Source organism: Microbacterium barkeri, from assembly GCF_027921765.1.
GTDB classification, from domain to species: domain Bacteria; phylum Actinomycetota; class Actinomycetes; order Actinomycetales; family Microbacteriaceae; genus Microbacterium; species Microbacterium barkeri.
Map to the genome: position 1 here is coordinate 192,834 of NZ_BSEJ01000002.1, position 15,652 is coordinate 208,485.

General features: G+C 68.5%; 25 protein-coding genes. All 25 read right to left on the minus strand.

Annotation, left to right across the window (positions count from 1 at the left end):
• Positions 1 to 74: 74 nt before the first annotated feature.
• Positions 75 to 536, minus strand: coding sequence for a 50S ribosomal protein L15 (gene rplO, locus PKE79_RS04025; RefSeq protein WP_271172370.1), 462 nt, complete (start codon positions 534 to 536; stop codon positions 75 to 77).
• On the minus strand, positions 536 to 721 hold the full coding sequence (gene rpmD, locus PKE79_RS04030; RefSeq protein WP_271172371.1) for a 50S ribosomal protein L30: 186 nt from the start codon (positions 719 to 721) through the stop codon (positions 536 to 538). The genes rplO and rpmD overlap by 1 nt, the downstream gene beginning before the upstream one ends.
• Positions 721 to 1,401, minus strand: a complete 681-nt coding sequence (rpsE, locus tag PKE79_RS04035; protein WP_374727720.1) for a 30S ribosomal protein S5 — start codon at positions 1,399 to 1,401, stop codon at positions 721 to 723. Before rpsE ends, rpmD begins: the two co-directional genes overlap by 1 nt.
• Positions 1,398 to 1,757, minus strand: coding sequence for a 50S ribosomal protein L18 (rplR, locus tag PKE79_RS04040; RefSeq protein ID WP_271172373.1), 360 nt, complete (start codon positions 1,755 to 1,757; stop codon positions 1,398 to 1,400). The genes rpsE and rplR overlap by 4 nt, the downstream gene beginning before the upstream one ends.
• Before the next feature lie 2 nt (positions 1,758 to 1,759).
• On the minus strand, positions 1,760 to 2,296 hold the full coding sequence (rplF, locus tag PKE79_RS04045; protein ID WP_271172374.1) for a 50S ribosomal protein L6: 537 nt from the start codon (positions 2,294 to 2,296) through the stop codon (positions 1,760 to 1,762).
• 7 nt (positions 2,297 to 2,303) lie between these two features.
• The gene (gene rpsH, locus PKE79_RS04050) at positions 2,304 to 2,702 is read right to left on the minus strand and encodes a 30S ribosomal protein S8 (protein WP_271172375.1); all 399 of its coding nucleotides are present in this window, start codon (positions 2,700 to 2,702) and stop codon (positions 2,304 to 2,306) included.
• 150 nt (positions 2,703 to 2,852) lie between these two features.
• Positions 2,853 to 3,443: a 50S ribosomal protein L5 gene (gene rplE, locus PKE79_RS04055; protein ID WP_271172376.1), complete on the minus strand. Its 591-nt coding sequence runs from the start codon at positions 3,441 to 3,443 to the stop codon at positions 2,853 to 2,855.
• Positions 3,444 to 3,445: 2 nt separating this feature from the next.
• Positions 3,446 to 3,805, minus strand: a complete 360-nt coding sequence (gene rplX / locus PKE79_RS04060) for a 50S ribosomal protein L24 (protein ID WP_271172377.1) — start codon at positions 3,803 to 3,805, stop codon at positions 3,446 to 3,448.
• Positions 3,806 to 3,808: 3 nt separating this feature from the next.
• Positions 3,809 to 4,177, minus strand: coding sequence for a 50S ribosomal protein L14 (rplN, locus tag PKE79_RS04065; protein WP_271172378.1), 369 nt, complete (start codon positions 4,175 to 4,177; stop codon positions 3,809 to 3,811).
• Between the two features lie 36 nt (positions 4,178 to 4,213).
• Entirely contained in the window at positions 4,214 to 4,498 is a 285-nt protein-coding gene (rpsQ, locus tag PKE79_RS04070; RefSeq protein WP_271172379.1) for a 30S ribosomal protein S17, read from the minus strand.
• Positions 4,498 to 4,812, minus strand: a complete 315-nt coding sequence (gene rpmC, locus PKE79_RS04075) for a 50S ribosomal protein L29 (protein WP_271172380.1) — start codon at positions 4,810 to 4,812, stop codon at positions 4,498 to 4,500. The genes rpsQ and rpmC overlap by 1 nt, the downstream gene beginning before the upstream one ends.
• Positions 4,812 to 5,231, minus strand: a complete 420-nt coding sequence (gene rplP / locus PKE79_RS04080; protein ID WP_271172381.1) for a 50S ribosomal protein L16 — start codon at positions 5,229 to 5,231, stop codon at positions 4,812 to 4,814. The genes rpmC and rplP overlap by 1 nt, the downstream gene beginning before the upstream one ends.
• Positions 5,231 to 5,992 (minus strand): 30S ribosomal protein S3, encoded by a 762-nt coding sequence (rpsC, locus tag PKE79_RS04085; protein WP_271172382.1) that lies wholly within the window; start codon positions 5,990 to 5,992, stop codon positions 5,231 to 5,233. Before rpsC ends, rplP begins: the two co-directional genes overlap by 1 nt.
• Positions 5,992 to 6,387, minus strand: coding sequence for a 50S ribosomal protein L22 (gene rplV / locus PKE79_RS04090; protein WP_271172383.1), 396 nt, complete (start codon positions 6,385 to 6,387; stop codon positions 5,992 to 5,994). Before rplV ends, rpsC begins: the two co-directional genes overlap by 1 nt.
• Positions 6,388 to 6,408: 21 nt before the next feature.
• Positions 6,409 to 6,690: a 30S ribosomal protein S19 gene (gene rpsS, locus PKE79_RS04095; RefSeq protein WP_147911206.1), complete on the minus strand. Its 282-nt coding sequence runs from the start codon at positions 6,688 to 6,690 to the stop codon at positions 6,409 to 6,411.
• 11 nt (positions 6,691 to 6,701) lie between these two features.
• Entirely contained in the window at positions 6,702 to 7,541 is an 840-nt protein-coding gene (gene rplB / locus PKE79_RS04100; RefSeq protein WP_271172384.1) for a 50S ribosomal protein L2, read from the minus strand.
• Positions 7,542 to 7,565: 24 nt separating this feature from the next.
• Entirely contained in the window at positions 7,566 to 7,865 is a 300-nt protein-coding gene (gene rplW, locus PKE79_RS04105) for a 50S ribosomal protein L23 (RefSeq protein ID WP_271172385.1), read from the minus strand.
• Positions 7,862 to 8,521, minus strand: coding sequence for a 50S ribosomal protein L4 (rplD, locus tag PKE79_RS04110; protein WP_271172386.1), 660 nt, complete (start codon positions 8,519 to 8,521; stop codon positions 7,862 to 7,864). Before rplD ends, rplW begins: the two co-directional genes overlap by 4 nt.
• Positions 8,522 to 8,526: 5 nt before the next feature.
• Entirely contained in the window at positions 8,527 to 9,186 is a 660-nt protein-coding gene (rplC, locus tag PKE79_RS04115) for a 50S ribosomal protein L3 (RefSeq protein WP_271172387.1), read from the minus strand.
• A gap of 8 nt (positions 9,187 to 9,194) precedes the next feature.
• Entirely contained in the window at positions 9,195 to 9,503 is a 309-nt protein-coding gene (gene rpsJ / locus PKE79_RS04120; RefSeq protein WP_098409068.1) for a 30S ribosomal protein S10, read from the minus strand.
• Positions 9,504 to 10,488: 985 nt separating this feature from the next.
• Positions 10,489 to 11,436 (minus strand): aggregation-promoting factor C-terminal-like domain-containing protein, encoded by a 948-nt coding sequence (locus tag PKE79_RS04125; RefSeq protein ID WP_271172388.1) that lies wholly within the window; start codon positions 11,434 to 11,436, stop codon positions 10,489 to 10,491.
• A gap of 27 nt (positions 11,437 to 11,463) precedes the next feature.
• The gene (locus PKE79_RS04130; RefSeq protein ID WP_271172389.1) at positions 11,464 to 12,309 is read right to left on the minus strand and encodes an aggregation-promoting factor C-terminal-like domain-containing protein; all 846 of its coding nucleotides are present in this window, start codon (positions 12,307 to 12,309) and stop codon (positions 11,464 to 11,466) included.
• Between the two features lie 315 nt (positions 12,310 to 12,624).
• On the minus strand, positions 12,625 to 13,542 hold the full coding sequence (locus PKE79_RS04135; protein ID WP_271172390.1) for a dihydrodipicolinate synthase family protein: 918 nt from the start codon (positions 13,540 to 13,542) through the stop codon (positions 12,625 to 12,627).
• A 101-nt stretch (positions 13,543 to 13,643) separates the two neighbouring features.
• Complete coding sequence (locus PKE79_RS04140) at positions 13,644 to 13,862, minus strand: hypothetical protein (RefSeq protein WP_271172391.1); 219 nt, start codon at positions 13,860 to 13,862, stop codon at positions 13,644 to 13,646.
• Positions 13,863 to 14,056: 194 nt separating this feature from the next.
• Positions 14,057 to 15,646: a sugar transferase gene (locus PKE79_RS04145; RefSeq protein ID WP_309299959.1), complete on the minus strand. Its 1,590-nt coding sequence runs from the start codon at positions 15,644 to 15,646 to the stop codon at positions 14,057 to 14,059.
• Between the last annotated feature and the right edge of the window lie 6 nt (positions 15,647 to 15,652).

The following is a 15,652-nucleotide window of genomic DNA, read 5'->3' on the forward strand; positions in this document are numbered from 1 at the left end:
GAAGAGAAGGCGCACCGATGTCCAGAGTAACGGAAAGGGCCGGAGGCTCTCGCCTCCGGCCCTTTCGCGGGGTGTTACTTGATGCTGCCGCCGGCGGCGACGATCTTCTGCTCAGCCGAGCCGGAGACCTTGTCCACCGACACGTTGAGCGCGACCGAGATGTCGCCGTTGCCCAGGAGCTTGACCTTCTCGTTCTTGCGAACGGCGCCCTTGGCGACGAGGTCGGCGACGGTCACGTCGCCACCCTGGGGGTAGAGCTCCGCGAGCTTGTCCAGGTTCACGACCTGGTACTCGACGCGGAACGGGTTCTTGAAGCCGCGGAGCTTCGGGGTGCGCATGTGCAGCGGCATCTGCCCACCCTCGAAGCCGACGCGCACGGTGTTGCGGGCCTTCGTGCCCTTGGTGCCACGACCGGCCGTCTTGCCCTTCGAGCCCTCACCACGGCCCTTGCGGGTCTTCGCGGTGTTGGCACCCGGGACGGGACGGAGGTGGTGGGCCTTCAGCACGCCGGGGCGCTGCTCGTTGGTCTCAGCCATCAGTCGATCTCCTCAACGTTCACGAGGTGAGCGACGGTGCGGACGTAGCCGCGCGTCTGAGCGTCGTCGGGACGGACGACCGAGTCGCCGATCCGCTTGAGGCCGAGGCTGCGCAGCGTGTCGCGCTGGTTCTGCTTCTCGCTCACCTTGGACTTGATCTGGGTCACCTTGAGACGCGCAGCCATCACGCACCTGCCTTTGCGGTAGCGGCGGCCTCGGCCTCCGCGCGCACGAGACGAGCCGGAGCCACCTGGTCGAAGTCGAGACCGCGACGCGCGGCGACCGCACGGGGCTCCTCGAGCTGCTTCAGCGCCTCGACGGTCGCGTGCACGATGTTGATCGTGTTCGACGAGCCGAGCGACTTCGAGAGCACGTCGTGGATGCCCGCGCACTCGAGGACGGCGCGGACGGGGCCGCCCGCGATGACACCGGTACCGGCAGCGGCCGGACGGAGGAGGACGACACCGGCGGCCGCCTCACCCTGCACGGGGTGCGGGATGGTGCTGCCGACGCGGGGAACGCGGAAGAAGTTGCGCTTCGCGTCCTCGACGCCCTTCGAGATGGCCAGGGGCACCTCGCGGGCCTTGCCGTAGCCGACGCCGACCACACCGCTGCCGTCGCCGACGACGACGAGCGCGGTGAAGCTGAAGCGACGACCGCCCTTGACGACCTTCGACACGCGGTTGATCGTGACGACGCGCTCGAGGAACTGGCTGTCGTTGCCGCGGCTGTTGCGGTCACGGCTGTTGCCGCGCTGCTCGCGACCGCCGCGGCGAGGCTCGCGCTCGCGGCGCTCCTCGGTCTGCTCGGGCGCTGCCTGAGCAGCGGCTTCGGTGGTCACTTCGGTCTCCTTGTTCTCACTCACAGGTTCAGGCCTCCCTCACGGGCGCCATCCGCGATCGCGGCGACACGACCGGCGTAGCGGTTGCCTCCACGGTCGAACACGACGTCGTTGATGCCGGCGGCCTTCGCGCGCTCGGCGACGAGCTCGCCGACCTTGCGGGCCTTGGCGGTCTTGTCACCCTCGAACGAACGGAGGTCGGTCTCGAGCGTCGACGCGCTGAAGAGCGTGATGCCCTTGCTGTCGTCGACGAGCTGCACGAACACGTGGCGCGCAGAGCGGTTGACGACGAGACGGGGGCGCGCCTCGGTGCCCACGACCTTCTTGCGAAGGCGAGTGTGGCGACGCGAGCGCGCGACGGACTTCGACTTCACAGCCATGATTACTTACCAGCCTTTCCGGCCTTGCGACGCACGACCTCGCCGGCGTAGCGCACACCCTTGCCCTTGTACGGCTCGGGCTTGCGGATCTTGCGGATGTTGGCAGCCACCTCGCCGACGGCCTGCTTGTCGATGCCGCTGACGGTGAGCTTGTTGTTGCCCTCGACCGTGAACGTGATGCCGGCCGGCGGCTCGACGACGACCGGGTGCGAGAAGCCGAGAGCGAACTCGACGGACGAGCCCTTCTGGGCGACGCGGTAACCCGTGCCGACGACCTCGAGGCCCTTGGTGTAGCCCTGGGTCACGCCGATGATGTTGTTGGAGATGAGGGTGCGGGTGAGGCCGTGCAGGGCACGCGACTCACGCTCGTCGTCGGGGCGGGTGACGAGAACCTGGTTCTCCTCGACCTTGACCTCGATGGGCTTCGCGACCTCGAGGGCGAGCTCGCCCTTGGGGCCCTTGACCGCAACCTGCGACCCGTCGACCGTCACGGTGACGCCGGCGGGGATGTCGATGGGAAGACGTCCGATACGCGACATGGTTCGATCACCACACGTAGGCGAGAACTTCTCCGCCCACGCCCTTCTGCTCGGCCTGGCGGTCGGTGAGGAGACCGCTGGAGGTGGACAGGATGGCGACGCCGAGTCCGCCGAGCACGCGCGGGAGCTCGGTCGACTTCGCGTACACGCGGAGACCGGGCTTCGAGACGCGCTTGATGCCCGCAATGGAGCGCTCGCGGTTCGGGCCGTACTTGAGGGTCAGCGTGAGGGTCTTGCCGACGCGCGCGTCGGTCTCCTCCCACGCCGAGATGTAGCCCTCCTGCTTGAGGATGTCGGCGATGTGCGTCTTCAGCTTGCTCGACGGCAGCGACACGGAGTCGTGGTGCGCCGAGTTCGCGTTGCGCAGACGGGTCAGCATGTCTGCGACCGGGTCTGTCATTGTCATATGACGATTCCTTTGTTCATGAGGTTTCGGCTGCCGTTACACGACAGACGACCTTCGATGACCTGCGATGCTCGATTGTGTGCCTTCACACGAGACGCCCCCGCGGCGCGGCCGCGGGGGCGAAACGCATGAAGCAAACGCCCTAGTGTATCAGGCCTGCTCGTTCTTGCCCACGAAGGGGAATCCCAGGTGGCGCAGGAACGCGCGACCCTCGTCATCCGTCTTCGCGGTCGTCACGATGGTGATGTCGAAGCCGCGGACGCGGTCGATCTTGTCCTGGTCGATCTCGTGGAAGATCGACTGCTCCGTGACACCGAAGGTGTAGTTCCCGTTGCCGTCGAACTGCTTCGGCGACAGGCCGCGGAAGTCGCGGATGCGGGGCAGGGCGAGCGAGATGAGACGGTCCAGGAACTCCCACGCGCGGTCACCGCGGAGGGTGACGTGCGCGCCGATGGCCTGGCCCTCGCGCAGCTTGAACTGAGCGATCGACTTCTTCGCCTTGGTGACGACAGGCTTCTGGCCGGTGATGGCGGTGAGGTCTGCGACCGCGCCCTCGATGACCTTGCTGTCGCGAGCGGCCTCGCCGACACCCGTGTTCACGACCACCTTGACGAGGCCGGGAACCTGCATCGGGTTCGCGTAGCCGAACTCGTCCTGCAGCTTCTGACGGATCTCGTCCCGGTAGACCTGCTTCATACGCGGCTGGATTTTGCCAGTCTGCGCAGCGGTATCCGTGCTCATTCTCAGATGTCCTTACCCGACTTCTTCGCGTAGCGCACGCGAACAGTCTTCTTGACGCCGTCCTTGACCTGCTCCTCGAGACGGAACCCGACGCGGGTCGGCTTCTTGGTCTCGGGGTCGACGAGCGCGACGTTGGACACGTGGATGGGGGCCTCGAGGGTCTCGATGCCGCCGGTCTTCGTGCCGCGCTGCGTCTGGCCGACGCGGTTGTGCTTCGTGATGTAGTTGACGCCCTCGACGACGACGCGGTTGCCGCCGTCCACGACCTCGAGCACCTTGCCCTGCTTGCCGCGGTCTCCACCGCGCTCGGGCTTGGCGCCGGAGATCACCTGGACGAGGTCGCCCTTCTTGATCTTCGCCATGAGTTACAGCACCTCCGGTGCGAGCGAGACGATCTTCATGAACTTGCGGTCACGAAGCTCGCGGCCGACGGGCCCGAAGATGCGGGTGCCGCGGGGCTCCCCGTCGTTCTTCAGGATGACGGCGGCGTTCTCGTCGAACTTGATGTACGAGCCGTCGGGACGGCGCGTCTCCTTGACAGTGCGGACGACGACGGCCTTGACCACGTCGCCCTTCTTCACGTTGCCGCCGGGGATCGCGTCCTTGACGGTGGCGACGATCGTGTCACCGAGACCCGCGTAGCGGCGGTTCGAGCCGCCGAGCACGCGGATGGTGAGCAGCTCCTTGGCGCCGGTGTTGTCAGCGACCTTGAGGCGGGATTCGTTCTGAATCACTTCTTACTCCTTGGTTCCAAGCGAGCCCCGGAGGGCTTACTTGGCCTTCTCGAGGATCTCGACCAGGCGCCAGCGCTTGGTGGCGCTCAGCGGGCGGGTCTCGTTGATGACCACGAGGTCGCCGATGCCGGCGGTGTTCTGCTCGTCGTGCGCCTTGAGCTTCTTCGTGCGACGGATGACCTTGCCGTAGAGGGGGTGCTTCACGCGGTCCTCGACCTCGACGACGATCGTCTTGTCCATCTTGTCGCTCACGACGTAGCCGCGGACGGACTTGCGGTAGCCGCGCTCGGCGGTCTCCTCGGTCTTGTTCTCGGTGGCCATCACTCAGCCTCTCCCTCGGCGGCAGCCGGCGTCTCCGCCTTGTCCGCCTTCTTCGCCTTGGTCTTCTTGGCCTTCGTCTCGACCGGAGCCGGCGTCGCCCGGATCCCGAGCTCGCGCTCGCGGATCACGGTGTAGAGACGCGCGATGTCGCGCTTGACCGCACGGATGCGGCCGTGGCTCTCCAGCTGGCCGGTGGCCGACTGGAAGCGCAGGTTGAACAGCTCTTCCTTGGCCTTGCGCAGCTCCTCGACGAGGCGCTGGTCTTCGAACGTGTCGAGCTCCTTGGGGGCGAGCTCCTTGGTGCCGATCGCCATTACGCGTCGCCCTCCTCGCGCTTGATGATGCGTGCCTTGAGAGGCAGCTTGTGGATTGCTCGGGTCAGTGCCTCACGGGCGAGCTGCTCGTTAACACCGGCGACCTCGAAGAGGACGCGACCCGGCTTGACGTTTGCGACCCACCACTCGGGCGAGCCCTTACCGGAGCCCATTCGGGTCTCGGCGGGCTTCTTCGTGAGCGGACGGTCGGGGTAGATGTTGATCCACACCTTTCCGCCACGCTTGATGTGACGCGTCATGGCGATACGAGCTGCCTCGATCTGACGGTTCGTCACGTACGCGGGCGTGAGCGCCTGGATGCCGAAGTCGCCGAAGCTGACCTTCGTGCCACCCGTGGCCTGGCCGTCGCGCTTGGGGTGGTGCTGCTTGCGGTACTTGACCTTGCGGGGGATGAGCATTACGCCGACGCTCCTTCCGCGACCGGCGCTGCCTCGGCGTCGTTGCGACGCGGGCCACGACGGCCGCCACGGTCGCGCTGCGAGGAGGGCTTACGCGAAGCCTCTTCACGCGCGAGTTCCTTGTTGGTGAGGTCGCCCTTGTAGATCCAGACCTTCACGCCGATGCGGCCGAAGGTGGTCTTCGCCTCGTAGAAGCCGTAGTCGATGTTCGCGCGGAGCGTGTGCAGCGGCACACGGCCCTCGCGGTAGAACTCCGAGCGGCTCATCTCGGCGCCGCCGAGACGGCCCGAGACCTGGATCCGGACGCCCTTGGCGCCGGCGCGCTGCGCACCCTGCAGGCCCTTGCGCATCGCGCGGCGGAAGGCCACGCGGGCGCTGAGCTGCTCGGCGACACCCTGCGCGACGAGCTGAGCGTCGGCCTCGGGGTTCTTCACCTCGAGGATGTTCAGCTGGATCTGCTTGCCCGTGAGCTTCTCGAGCTCACCGCGGATGCGCTCGGCCTCCGCACCGCGGCGGCCGATGACGATGCCCGGACGCGCGGTGTGGATGTCGACGCGCACGCGGTCGCGGGTGCGCTCGATCTCGATGTTGCTCACACCGGCGCGGTCGAGCGACGTGGTGAGCAGCTGACGGATCTTGATGTCCTCGGCCACGTAGTCGGCGTACCGCTGACCCGGCTTGGTCGAGTCAGAGAACCAGCGCGAGACGTGGTCCGTGGTGATGCCGAGGCGGAAGCCGTACGGGTTTACCTTCTGTCCCATTACTTGCTCGCCTTCTTGTTGCCCGCAGCGGCCGCCTCGGCGACCTCCGGGGTCGAGAGCACGACCGTGATGTGGCTCGTGCGCTTCTTGATCTGGAACGCGCGGCCCTGTGCACGGGGCTGGAAGCGCTTGAGCGTCGTCCCCTCGTCCACGAAGGCGTTCTTCACGTACAGGTCCTGCTCGTTGAGGTACTCACCGGCGTTGCCGGCCTTGACCTGCGCGTTGGCGATCGCCGACTCGACGAGCTTGTAGATGGGCTCCGAGGCGGACTGCTGCGCGAACTTGAGGATCGCGAGAGCCTCCTGGGCCTGCTTGCCCTTGATGAGGGCCACGACACGACGAGCCTTCTGAGGGGTCACGCGGATGTGTCGCACACGTGCGATGGACTCCACCATTTCTCTCTCCTCTCGGTCGCCTTAGCGGCGACGGCCCTTCTTGTCGTCCTTCACGTGACCGCGGAAGGTGCGGGTGGGCGCGAACTCGCCCAGCTTGTGGCCGACCATGGTCTCGGTCACGAACACGGGGATGTGCTTGCGACCGTCGTGCACGGCGATGGTGTGTCCCAGCATGGCGGGGATGATCATCGAACGGCGCGACCAGGTCTTGATGACGTTCTTGGTACCCGCCTCGTTCTGCGAGACAACCTTGCGAAGCAGGTGCTCGTCGACGAAGGGGCCCTTCTTCAGACTGCGTGGCATCTTCTTGACTCCTACTTGCGCTTCTTGCCGGCGTTACGACGACGAACGATGAGCTTGTCGCTTTCCTTGTTCGCGTGACGGGTGCGGCCCTCAGGCTGACCCCACGGCGTGACGGGGTTGCGACCACCGGAGGTCTTGCCCTCACCACCACCGTGCGGGTGGTCGACCGGGTTCATCGCGACACCGCGGACGGTCGGGCGGACGCCCTTCCAGCGCTTGCGGCCGGCCTTGCCCCAGTTGATGTTGGACTGCTCGGCGTTGCCGACCTCGCCGATGGTGGCGCGGCAGCGTGCGTCGACGTTGCGGACCTCGCCCGAGGGCAGACGGAGCTGCGCGTAGGGGCCGTCCTTGGCGACGAGGCGCACCGAGGCGCCCGCCGAACGGGCCAGCTTCGCGCCGCCGCCGGGGCGGAGCTCGATCGCGTGGATGACCGTACCGGTGGGGATGTTGCGCAGCGGCAGGTTGTTGCCGGGCTTGATGTCGGCGCCGGAGCCCGACTCGACGATGTCGCCCTGACGGAGCTTCTCCGGCGCGAGGATGTAGCGCTTCTCGCCGTCGAAGTAGTGCAGGAGCGCGATGCGCGCGGTGCGGTTGGGGTCGTACTCGATGTGAGCGACCTTCGCGTTGATCCCGTCCTTGTCGTTGCGACGGAAGTCGATCACACGGTACTGGCGCTTGTGGCCACCGCCGATGTGACGCGTCGTGATGCGGCCCTGGTTGTTGCGGCCACCCGTCTTGGCGAGCGGGCGGAGCAGCGACTTCTCGGGCGTCGAGCGCGTGATCTCTGCGAAGTCAGCCACCGACGAGCCGCGGCGACCCGGGGTCGTGGGCTTGTAGTTGCGAATAGCCATTTCTCTCTATTCCTCCTGGCCGTCTCAGGCGACAGCCGTGAAGATGTCGATGGTGCCCGACTTGAGGGTCACGATGGCGCGCTTGGTGTCCTTGCGCTTGCCCGTGCCGAAGCGGGTGCGGCGTGCCTTGCCGACGCGGTTGATCGTGTTCACCGAGGCGACCTTCACGTCGAAGATCTTCTCGATCGCGAGCTTGATCTCCGACTTGTTCGAGCGGGGGTCCACGATGAACGTGTACTTGCCCTCGTCGATCAGGCCGTAGCTCTTCTCCGAGACGACCGGCGCGATGATGACGTCGCGCGGGTCCTTGTTGAGAGCGGTCATGCCGAGACCTCCTGGGTGGCGCCGGTCTTCTGCGCGATGAACGCGTCGATCGCGGCCTTCGTGAACACGACGTCGTCGGAGGTGACCACGTCGTAGGCGTTGAGCTGGTCAGCGGCCAGGACGTGGACGTTGCGCAGGTTGCGCACGCTCAGCCAGCCGAAGTCGTCCGTGCGGTCGAGCACGACGAGGACCTTCTTCGACGAGGTGACCTGCGCGATGAACTGCGCAGCGGCCTTCGTCGAGGGCTTCTCGGTTCCGAACGCGTCGACGACGTGCAGGCGGCCGCCGCGGAAGCGGTCGCTGAGCACGCCCGCGAGGGCGGCGGCGATCATCTTCTTGGGGGTGCGCTGCGAGTAGTCGCGCGGCTTCGGACCGTGGACGATGCCACCGCCGGTCATGTGCGGCGCACGGATCGAGCCCTGGCGGGCGTTGCCCGTGCCCTTCTGCTTGAAGGGCTTGCGGCCGGCGCCCGAGACCTCACCGCGACGCTTGGTCGAGTGGGTGCCCTGGCGAGCCGCCGCGAGCTGCGCGACGACGACCTGGTGGATCAGCGGGATGTTCGTCTTGACGTCGAACACCGAAGCGGGAAGCTCGACCGTGCCGGTCTTCTTGCCGTCGGTGCCGAGGACGTCGAGAGCGAGAGTCGAGTCAGCCATGTGCCTCAGGCTCCCTTCACAGCGTTGCGGACGAAGACGATCCGGCCGCGCGCACCGGGGACGGCGCCCTTGACGAGCAGCAGACCCTTCTCGGCGTCGACGGCGTGAACCGTGAGGTTGAGGACGGTCACGCGCTCGCCGCCCATGCGGCCGGCCATGCGCATGCCCTTGAAGACGCGGCTCGGGGTCGACGACGCGCCGATCGAACCGGGCTTGCGGTGGTTGCGGTGCGCACCGTGCGAAGCCGAGACGCCCTTGAAGTTGTGGCGCTTCATGACACCCGCGGTGCCCTTGCCCTTGCTGGTGCCGACGACGTCGACCAGCTGGCCGGCCTCGAACACGCCGTCCACCGTGAGCTCCTGGCCCAGGGTGTAGTCGGCGGCGTCCGCGGTGCGGATCTCGGTGAGGTGACGACGGGGCGTCACGCCGGCGGCCTCGAAGTGGGCCGTGAGGGGCTTGTTCACCTTGCGGGGGTCGACCTGCCCGTAGCCGATCTGGACGGCGTTGTAGCCATCCTTCTCGACCGAGCGGATCTGCGTGACCACGTTCGGAGCGAGCTCGATCACCGTGACGGGGATGAGCTTGCCGTTCTCGTTCCAGACCTGGGTCATGCCGAGCTTGGTGCCGAGCAGACCCTTCGAAACCTTGTTGTTGATGTCAGCCATGTCGAACCTCAGAGCTTGATCTCGATGTTGACGTCAGCAGGGAGGTCCAGACGCATGAGCGAGTCGACCGCCTTGGGGGTCGGGTCGACGATGTCGATGAGGCGCTTGTGGGTGCGCATCTCGAAGTGCTCGCGGCTGTCCTTGTACTTGTGAGGCGATCGGATGACGCACACGACGTTCTTCTCCGTCGGGAGCGGCACCGGGCCGACGACCTGAGCGCCGGCACGGGTCACCGTGTCGACGATCTTGCGCGCCGACGTGTCGATGACCTCGTGGTCATACGACTTCAGGCGAATGCGGATCTTCTGTCCCGCCATTGTCTGTCTCTCTTTCCGCGTCGTACCTCTCGGGCATTGGACGCACTGCGGCGCTGGCGCGCCTTCGGCACATCGAGGCCGCCCGAGGACGGCGCATGCTGCACCACTGTTCTGCTGTCAATCGGCCATCCGGAGACGACCGCAGCCGCACTTCTCCCCGGGAGGGGAGGTGGGGTCGGGTGTTCTGCTGCCCGCGGCCTAGGTCTCTGCGCTCGAGGCGCCGCCTATGCACTGCCCTGGCAGTGATCCGGCTGGCGCGCCGAAGCGCACGCCGGAATGTGGAACCTGTCTATTCTGCCATCCCCGACGGTGTCGTCGCAACCCGGGCGTGTCGCGCCTCGGGCCGTTGTGCCGCAAGGGATCCCGGGCAGGCGTTCAGGTTCGTCGCGCACCCCTCCGGCGGGCCTGCGTCTTCGGGCTGCCGGGGCTGTCGCACCCCCTCCTGCATGTCTCACTTTCGGCGGCCATCCGCTCGCCATTCCAGCGACGAGTGAGACACGGACGGATGGATGTCTCACGCACTGCGGGGCATGTCTCGGTTTCGGCGGCCATCCGGTCACCATTCCAGCGACGAGTGAGACACGGACGGATGGATGTCTCACGCACTGCGGGGCATGTCTCGGTTTCGGCGGCCATCCGGCCACCATTCCAGCGACGAGTGAGACGCGGACGGATGGATGTCTCACGCACTGCGGGGCATGTCTCGGTTTCGGCGGCCATCCGGTCACCATTCCAGCGACGAGTGAGACACGGACGGATGGATGTCTCACCCGCAGCGGCTATAGGCCTTCGATTCCCACGCCAGGTGAGACACGGGCAAGGTGGTGGACCCGTGCTCCGATGCCGTAGGCCGATCCGCCTCGAGGATGCTCATCCGCTTGCCGCGATTCGCGACGAACCGGCGTCCGTTCGGAAGCGCGGCCGCCCCAAACGACGCCCAAAGCCCCAAACGCCGCCCCCGCCCGCCGAACGAGCCTCGTGCCGCTCAGTACCAGCCGACGGACTGGGAGTGACCCCACGCGCCGCAAGGGTTGCCGTAGGTGCCCGCAATGTAGCTCAGACCCCACGCGATCTGGGTGGCCGGGTTCGTCGCCCAGTCCGCGCCGAACGACGCCATCTTGTCGCCGGGGAGCGCCTGCGGGATGCCGTAGGCGCCGCTCGACGGGTTCTGGGCGGTCGACGACCATCCCGACTCCTTGTCCCAGAGGGACACGAGGCACGCGAACTCGCCGTCGCCCCAGCCGTACTGGTCGGCCGCCATCTGCCGTGCGATCTCCTGCGCGCTGCCCGACGGCACCGCCGGCGCCTGGGGCGCGGGCTGAGGCGCGGGAGCAGCCTGCTCCTGCTGAGCCTGCTCCTCCGCCGCCTGCTGCTCGGCGGCGGCCTGCTCCTCCGCGGCGCGCTGCTCCGCCGCGGCCTGCTCTGCGGCCGCCTTCTCGGCGGCAGCCTTCTCCGCGGCGGCCTTCTCGGCCGCGGCCTTCTCCTCGGCGGCCTTGCGCTCGGCGTCGGCCTTCTCGGCGGCAGCGGTCTCGGCGACGACCTCGTCGGTCTCCGCCTCGGCGTCCTCGGCCGCGGCGAGCACCGTCACGACGGGGAGCTTGTCGGAGGCGTCGAGCGTCGCGACGTACTTCTCGAGCTGCGCCGTGTCGACCGAGGGGTGCGCCTCGTCGATCGCCTGCTGCGCGGCGTCGAGGGCCTCGGTCGCCGTCCGCGCCGCGGCGTCGACGGTCGCCGCGGCCGTGACCTCCTGCGCGGTGCGCGGCACGGGCGTCAGCTCGACGGCGGCCGCGGCGACGCTCCCGCCCGCGGCGGAGAGGCACAGCGCGAGAGCCGACCCGATCGCCCAGCGGCGACGGCGGCGGCGCTCCTTCTCCTGACGGAGGAGCACGAGGTGGTTCGGGCGGGGGAAGGGGGTGAGAAGCTGCTCGGCCATGCGGTGTCCTGATCTCGTGTTCGTGGCTCAGTACCAGTCGGTGGCCTGGGAGTGCCCCCAGGCGCTGCAGGGGGTGCCGTACGCGGCGGCGATGTACTCGAGGCCCCAGGCGATCTGCGTCGACGCGTTGGTCTGCCAGTCGGCGCCGGCCGTCGCCATCTTGTCGCCGGGGAGCGACTGCGGGATGCCGTAGGCGCCGCTCGAGGGGTTGGTCGCGGTGTACGACCATCCCGACTCCTTGTTCCAGAGCGAGACGAGGCACGAGAACTCGCCGTCGCCCCAGCCGTACTGCTCGGCGGCCATGGTGCGGGCGGTGGCCTGCGCGCCCTCGACCGTGTTGGCGGCTGCCGCGGCCTCGGCGTCGGCAGCGGCCTCCGCGGCCTCGGCGGCCGCCTTCTCCTCGGCGGCCTTCTTCGCGGCCTCCGCGTCGGCGGCCTCGGCGGCAGCGGTCTCGTCGACGACGCGCTCGGTCTCGGCAGCGGCGTCCGCGATGGCGGCCTCGACGGTGACGACGGGGAGCTTGTCGTACGCGCGGAGCGTGTCGACCTGCTCGACGAGCGCGGCCGTGTCGACCGACGGATGCGCGTCGGCGATGGCCGTCTCGGCCTCCTCGATCGCCGACGTCGCGGCCTCGACCGTCTCGGGCTGCACGAGGGCGACCGTCACCTCGGCGGCCGTGCGGGCGCCAGTCTGGAGCTCGGCGGCTGCTGCCGCGACGCTTCCGCTCGCGGCGGTCACGCAGAGGGCGAGCGTCGCGCCGATCGCCCAGCGGCGGCGCGTGCGTCGCTCCTTCTCCTTGCGGAGCAGCGAGAGGTGATTCGGTCGGGGGAACGGGGCGAGCAGGGGCTCACCCGCTTGGAGATCGCGGGGCATTCAACGTCCTGTGTCGTGGGGGCCGGCGGTGCGCCGGGGCGGGCGCCGGTCTCGCCGGTGAGGGTGCCGGTGTCGGGTGCACCGGTGCGGCCGTCGTTCGGGCGTCGGCCACAGGACGAAGACCCTGACCCGCGAGTCTGGGCGGTCTCTGGGTATGCCCTCCGAGGCGCATGGATGGCCCCGCGCACGTCGATCACGGAATGTAACGGATCGATAACGAGAGATCCGCATGCTGACGCGGATCGCGGAGGGGCGCGTCACACCGCCCGAACCGGAACCTCCGAAATGCCTGGCAATCCCCCGAAGCGGGCGCGATCAGCGCGTGATCGCCACTCCCCCGGCGACGAGGACGCCGCGGATCTCGTCGATCTCGGCGGCGTCGAGCGCGCGGAGCGGGGCGGATGTCGCGGGCGTCGCGATCACGCCGCGCAGCCACAGCGCGGCCTTGAATGCCCCGAGCGCTGCGGCCGTGTAGCCGAGCCGCGCACGGTCGCCGACCTCGGTGATGCGGAAGAGCCGGATGAGCCGCTCCTGCTCGCGCCGTGCGGTCGCGATGTCGCCCGCGGCGACGGCCCGCTCGATGGCGACGTAGCCGGCGGGATCGACGTTGCCGAGGCCGGGGACGATGCCGGCCGCGCCGAGCTCGAGGGCCAGATCGGCGAACAGCTCGGAGCCGGTGAAGACGGCGACGTCGGTTCCCGCGACGGCGTCGAGCGCTCGCCGGAAGCCCGCGATGTCGCCGCTGGAGTCCTTGAAGCCCGCGATCACGCCATCCCGAGCGAGCTCGCCGAGGACGGATGCCGGAAGCGGCACGTGCGTCGCAGACGGGATGTCGTATGCCACCACGGGGATCGACACGGCCTCGGCCAGCAGCCGGTAGTGGCGGGAGATCTCATCGGCGTGCGGCGCGACGTAGAAAGGGGGCGTGGCGACCACGGCGTCGACGCCCGCAGCCTGCGCCCGCTGCGCGTGCCGCACGACTCGCGCCGTGCCGGTGTCGATGACGCCCGCGAGCACGGGGACGCGCCGGGCCGCCGCCTCGACCGCGACCTCCGCCGCCCGCACGCGCGTCTCGTCGTCGAGCAGGGCGATCTCCCCCGTCGACCCGCCGACGAAGACGCCGCCCGCGCCCGCCGCGATCTGGTCCTCGACGACCCGGACGAGGCTCGCCTCGTCGAGAGCCCGCTCATCCGTGAGGGGCGTGACGACAGGAGGGATGACTCCGCGCAGCATGTGCCGCACCCTACCGAACGCACGGGGCGAGCGGGTGAACCGCCCTGGACGCAGACGAGGGCCCCGCCGTCCGGCGGGGCCCTCGTGCGCTCACGGCTGCGTCAGCGGTCGTTGCCGATCGCGCCGTCGATGTTGTCGCGGACCTCGTCGATCTTGCCGTCGACCGAGTCCGGGAGGATCTTCTTCGCGAAGTCGGCGACGCCGCCGAGCACGTTGTCGCTCACCTGCTCGGCCTGGTCGCTGTGAAGCGCCTCGTCGACCTTGTCCTTGTTCTGCTCGTAGAGATCCTTGCCCTTGTTCACGAGGTCATCCAGACCCATGTCACCCTCCTCGGCGTTGGACGCCCGCAGGTCCGGGCGCTTCGCGATCAGTCTGGCATCCGGGGAGCGCAACCGGCTAGACATCCGGGTGAATTCGTGCATGGGGTGCCCGGGGCGCGACCGGACCAGCCGCGACGCGCGGCGCGTCAGGAAGCAGCGACGCGGCACGTCACGAGGCCGCGACGCGCGGCGCGTCAGGACGCGGTGTCACCGGGGAAGAGCGCGGCCTTGCCGGTCTTCAGGAGGATCACGATGTCGCCCATGACGCTCCAGTTCTCCACGTAGGAGAGGTCGAGGCGCACGCTGTCGTCCCACGAGAGCGTCGAGCGCCCGGAGACCTGCCACAGGCCCGTGATGCCGGGCTTGACGAGGAAGCGGCGGTGCACGTGGTCGGCGTACTGGTCGACCTCGCGCTGGATGGGCGGGCGAGGGCCGACGAGCGACATGGATCCGCCGAGCACGTTGAACAGCTGAGGCAGCTCGTCGAGGCTGAACTTGCGCATGACCCGGCCGACCTTCGTCACGCGCGGGTCGTCCTTCATCTTGAACTGCACCTCGTTGCCGAGGTCCTGCTGCTCGATGAGGTCGTCGAGGAGGTGCTCCGCGCCCACGACCATGGAGCGGAACTTGAGCATCTGGAACTCGCGCCCGTGGCGCCCGATGCGGGTCTGCTTGTAGATGACGGGGCCGGGCGAGGAGACCTTCACGATGGCCGCAAGCACGAGGAGCACGGGGCTCAGCAGCGTGACGATGAAGAGCGAGCCGAAGAGGTCCATCATGCGCTTGACGAAGCGCTGGCCCGGCGAGAAGCGCGGGGTCTCCACGTGCATGAGCGGGAGGCCCGACACGGGGCGCATGTGGATGCGCGGACCCGCGATGTCGGTGATGCTCGGCGCGAGCACGAGGTGCTGGCGACCGGCCTCGAGCGCCCAGGAGACCTGCTTGACGCGCTGCGGCCCGAGCTCGTCGGTGCTCGTGATGACGACGGTGTCGGCGCCCGTCACCTCGATCGCGCGCTCGACCGAGTTGACGCTGCCCATGACGGGGATGTCGGTGTCGGTGAGCTGACCCGCGATGCGCCCGGTCGGGATGCACGCGCCCACGATCCGGTAGCCGGCGCCCTTCGCGCGCTTGAGCTCGCGCGCCGTGTGCGCGACCGAGCGCTCGGAGCCGACGAGGAGGACGCGGGCCGAGTACTCCCCCTTCGCCCGCTGCCGCGCGAGCCAGCGTCGCCAGATCCAGCGCTCGATGAAGAGCGCGGCGACGCCCGACGGGAGGGCGATGAGCAGGTACCCGCGGGCGATCTCGACCTTGAGGAGAAAGGCCGCGATGGCGATGACGCCGAAGAGCATGAAGCTCGCGTCGAAGATGCGCTTGTACTCGGCCGTCCCGACGCCGATCACGCGATCGGAGCGCGTGTCGTTGAGGGCGAGCACCATCATCCAGAGCAGCACGACGACGACCGAGAGCATCGTGTACGACGTGAGCCCCGGCAATGCCGGGATCGGCATCTCGATGAGCTTGTGCATGCCGAGCCAGCTGAACTGCGTGCCGAACACGACGAGCGTGAGGACGATGAAGTCGGTCAGGCGCAGGTAGCGCGCGTAGCGCTTGCGCCAGTTGAACTTCGGCGGCGCCGACGCGGCGACGACCGGGATCTTGCCGCTCGCGGTGCGCACGAGGGCGGGGAAGGCTGCGCTCGTCGTGAGAGCAGAGGCGGTCGTCGCGGCGGCGGACTCGGCGTCCGCGGCGCGCTGCCCGCTTCGTGTGATCTCCGTGGTCACGCGTGT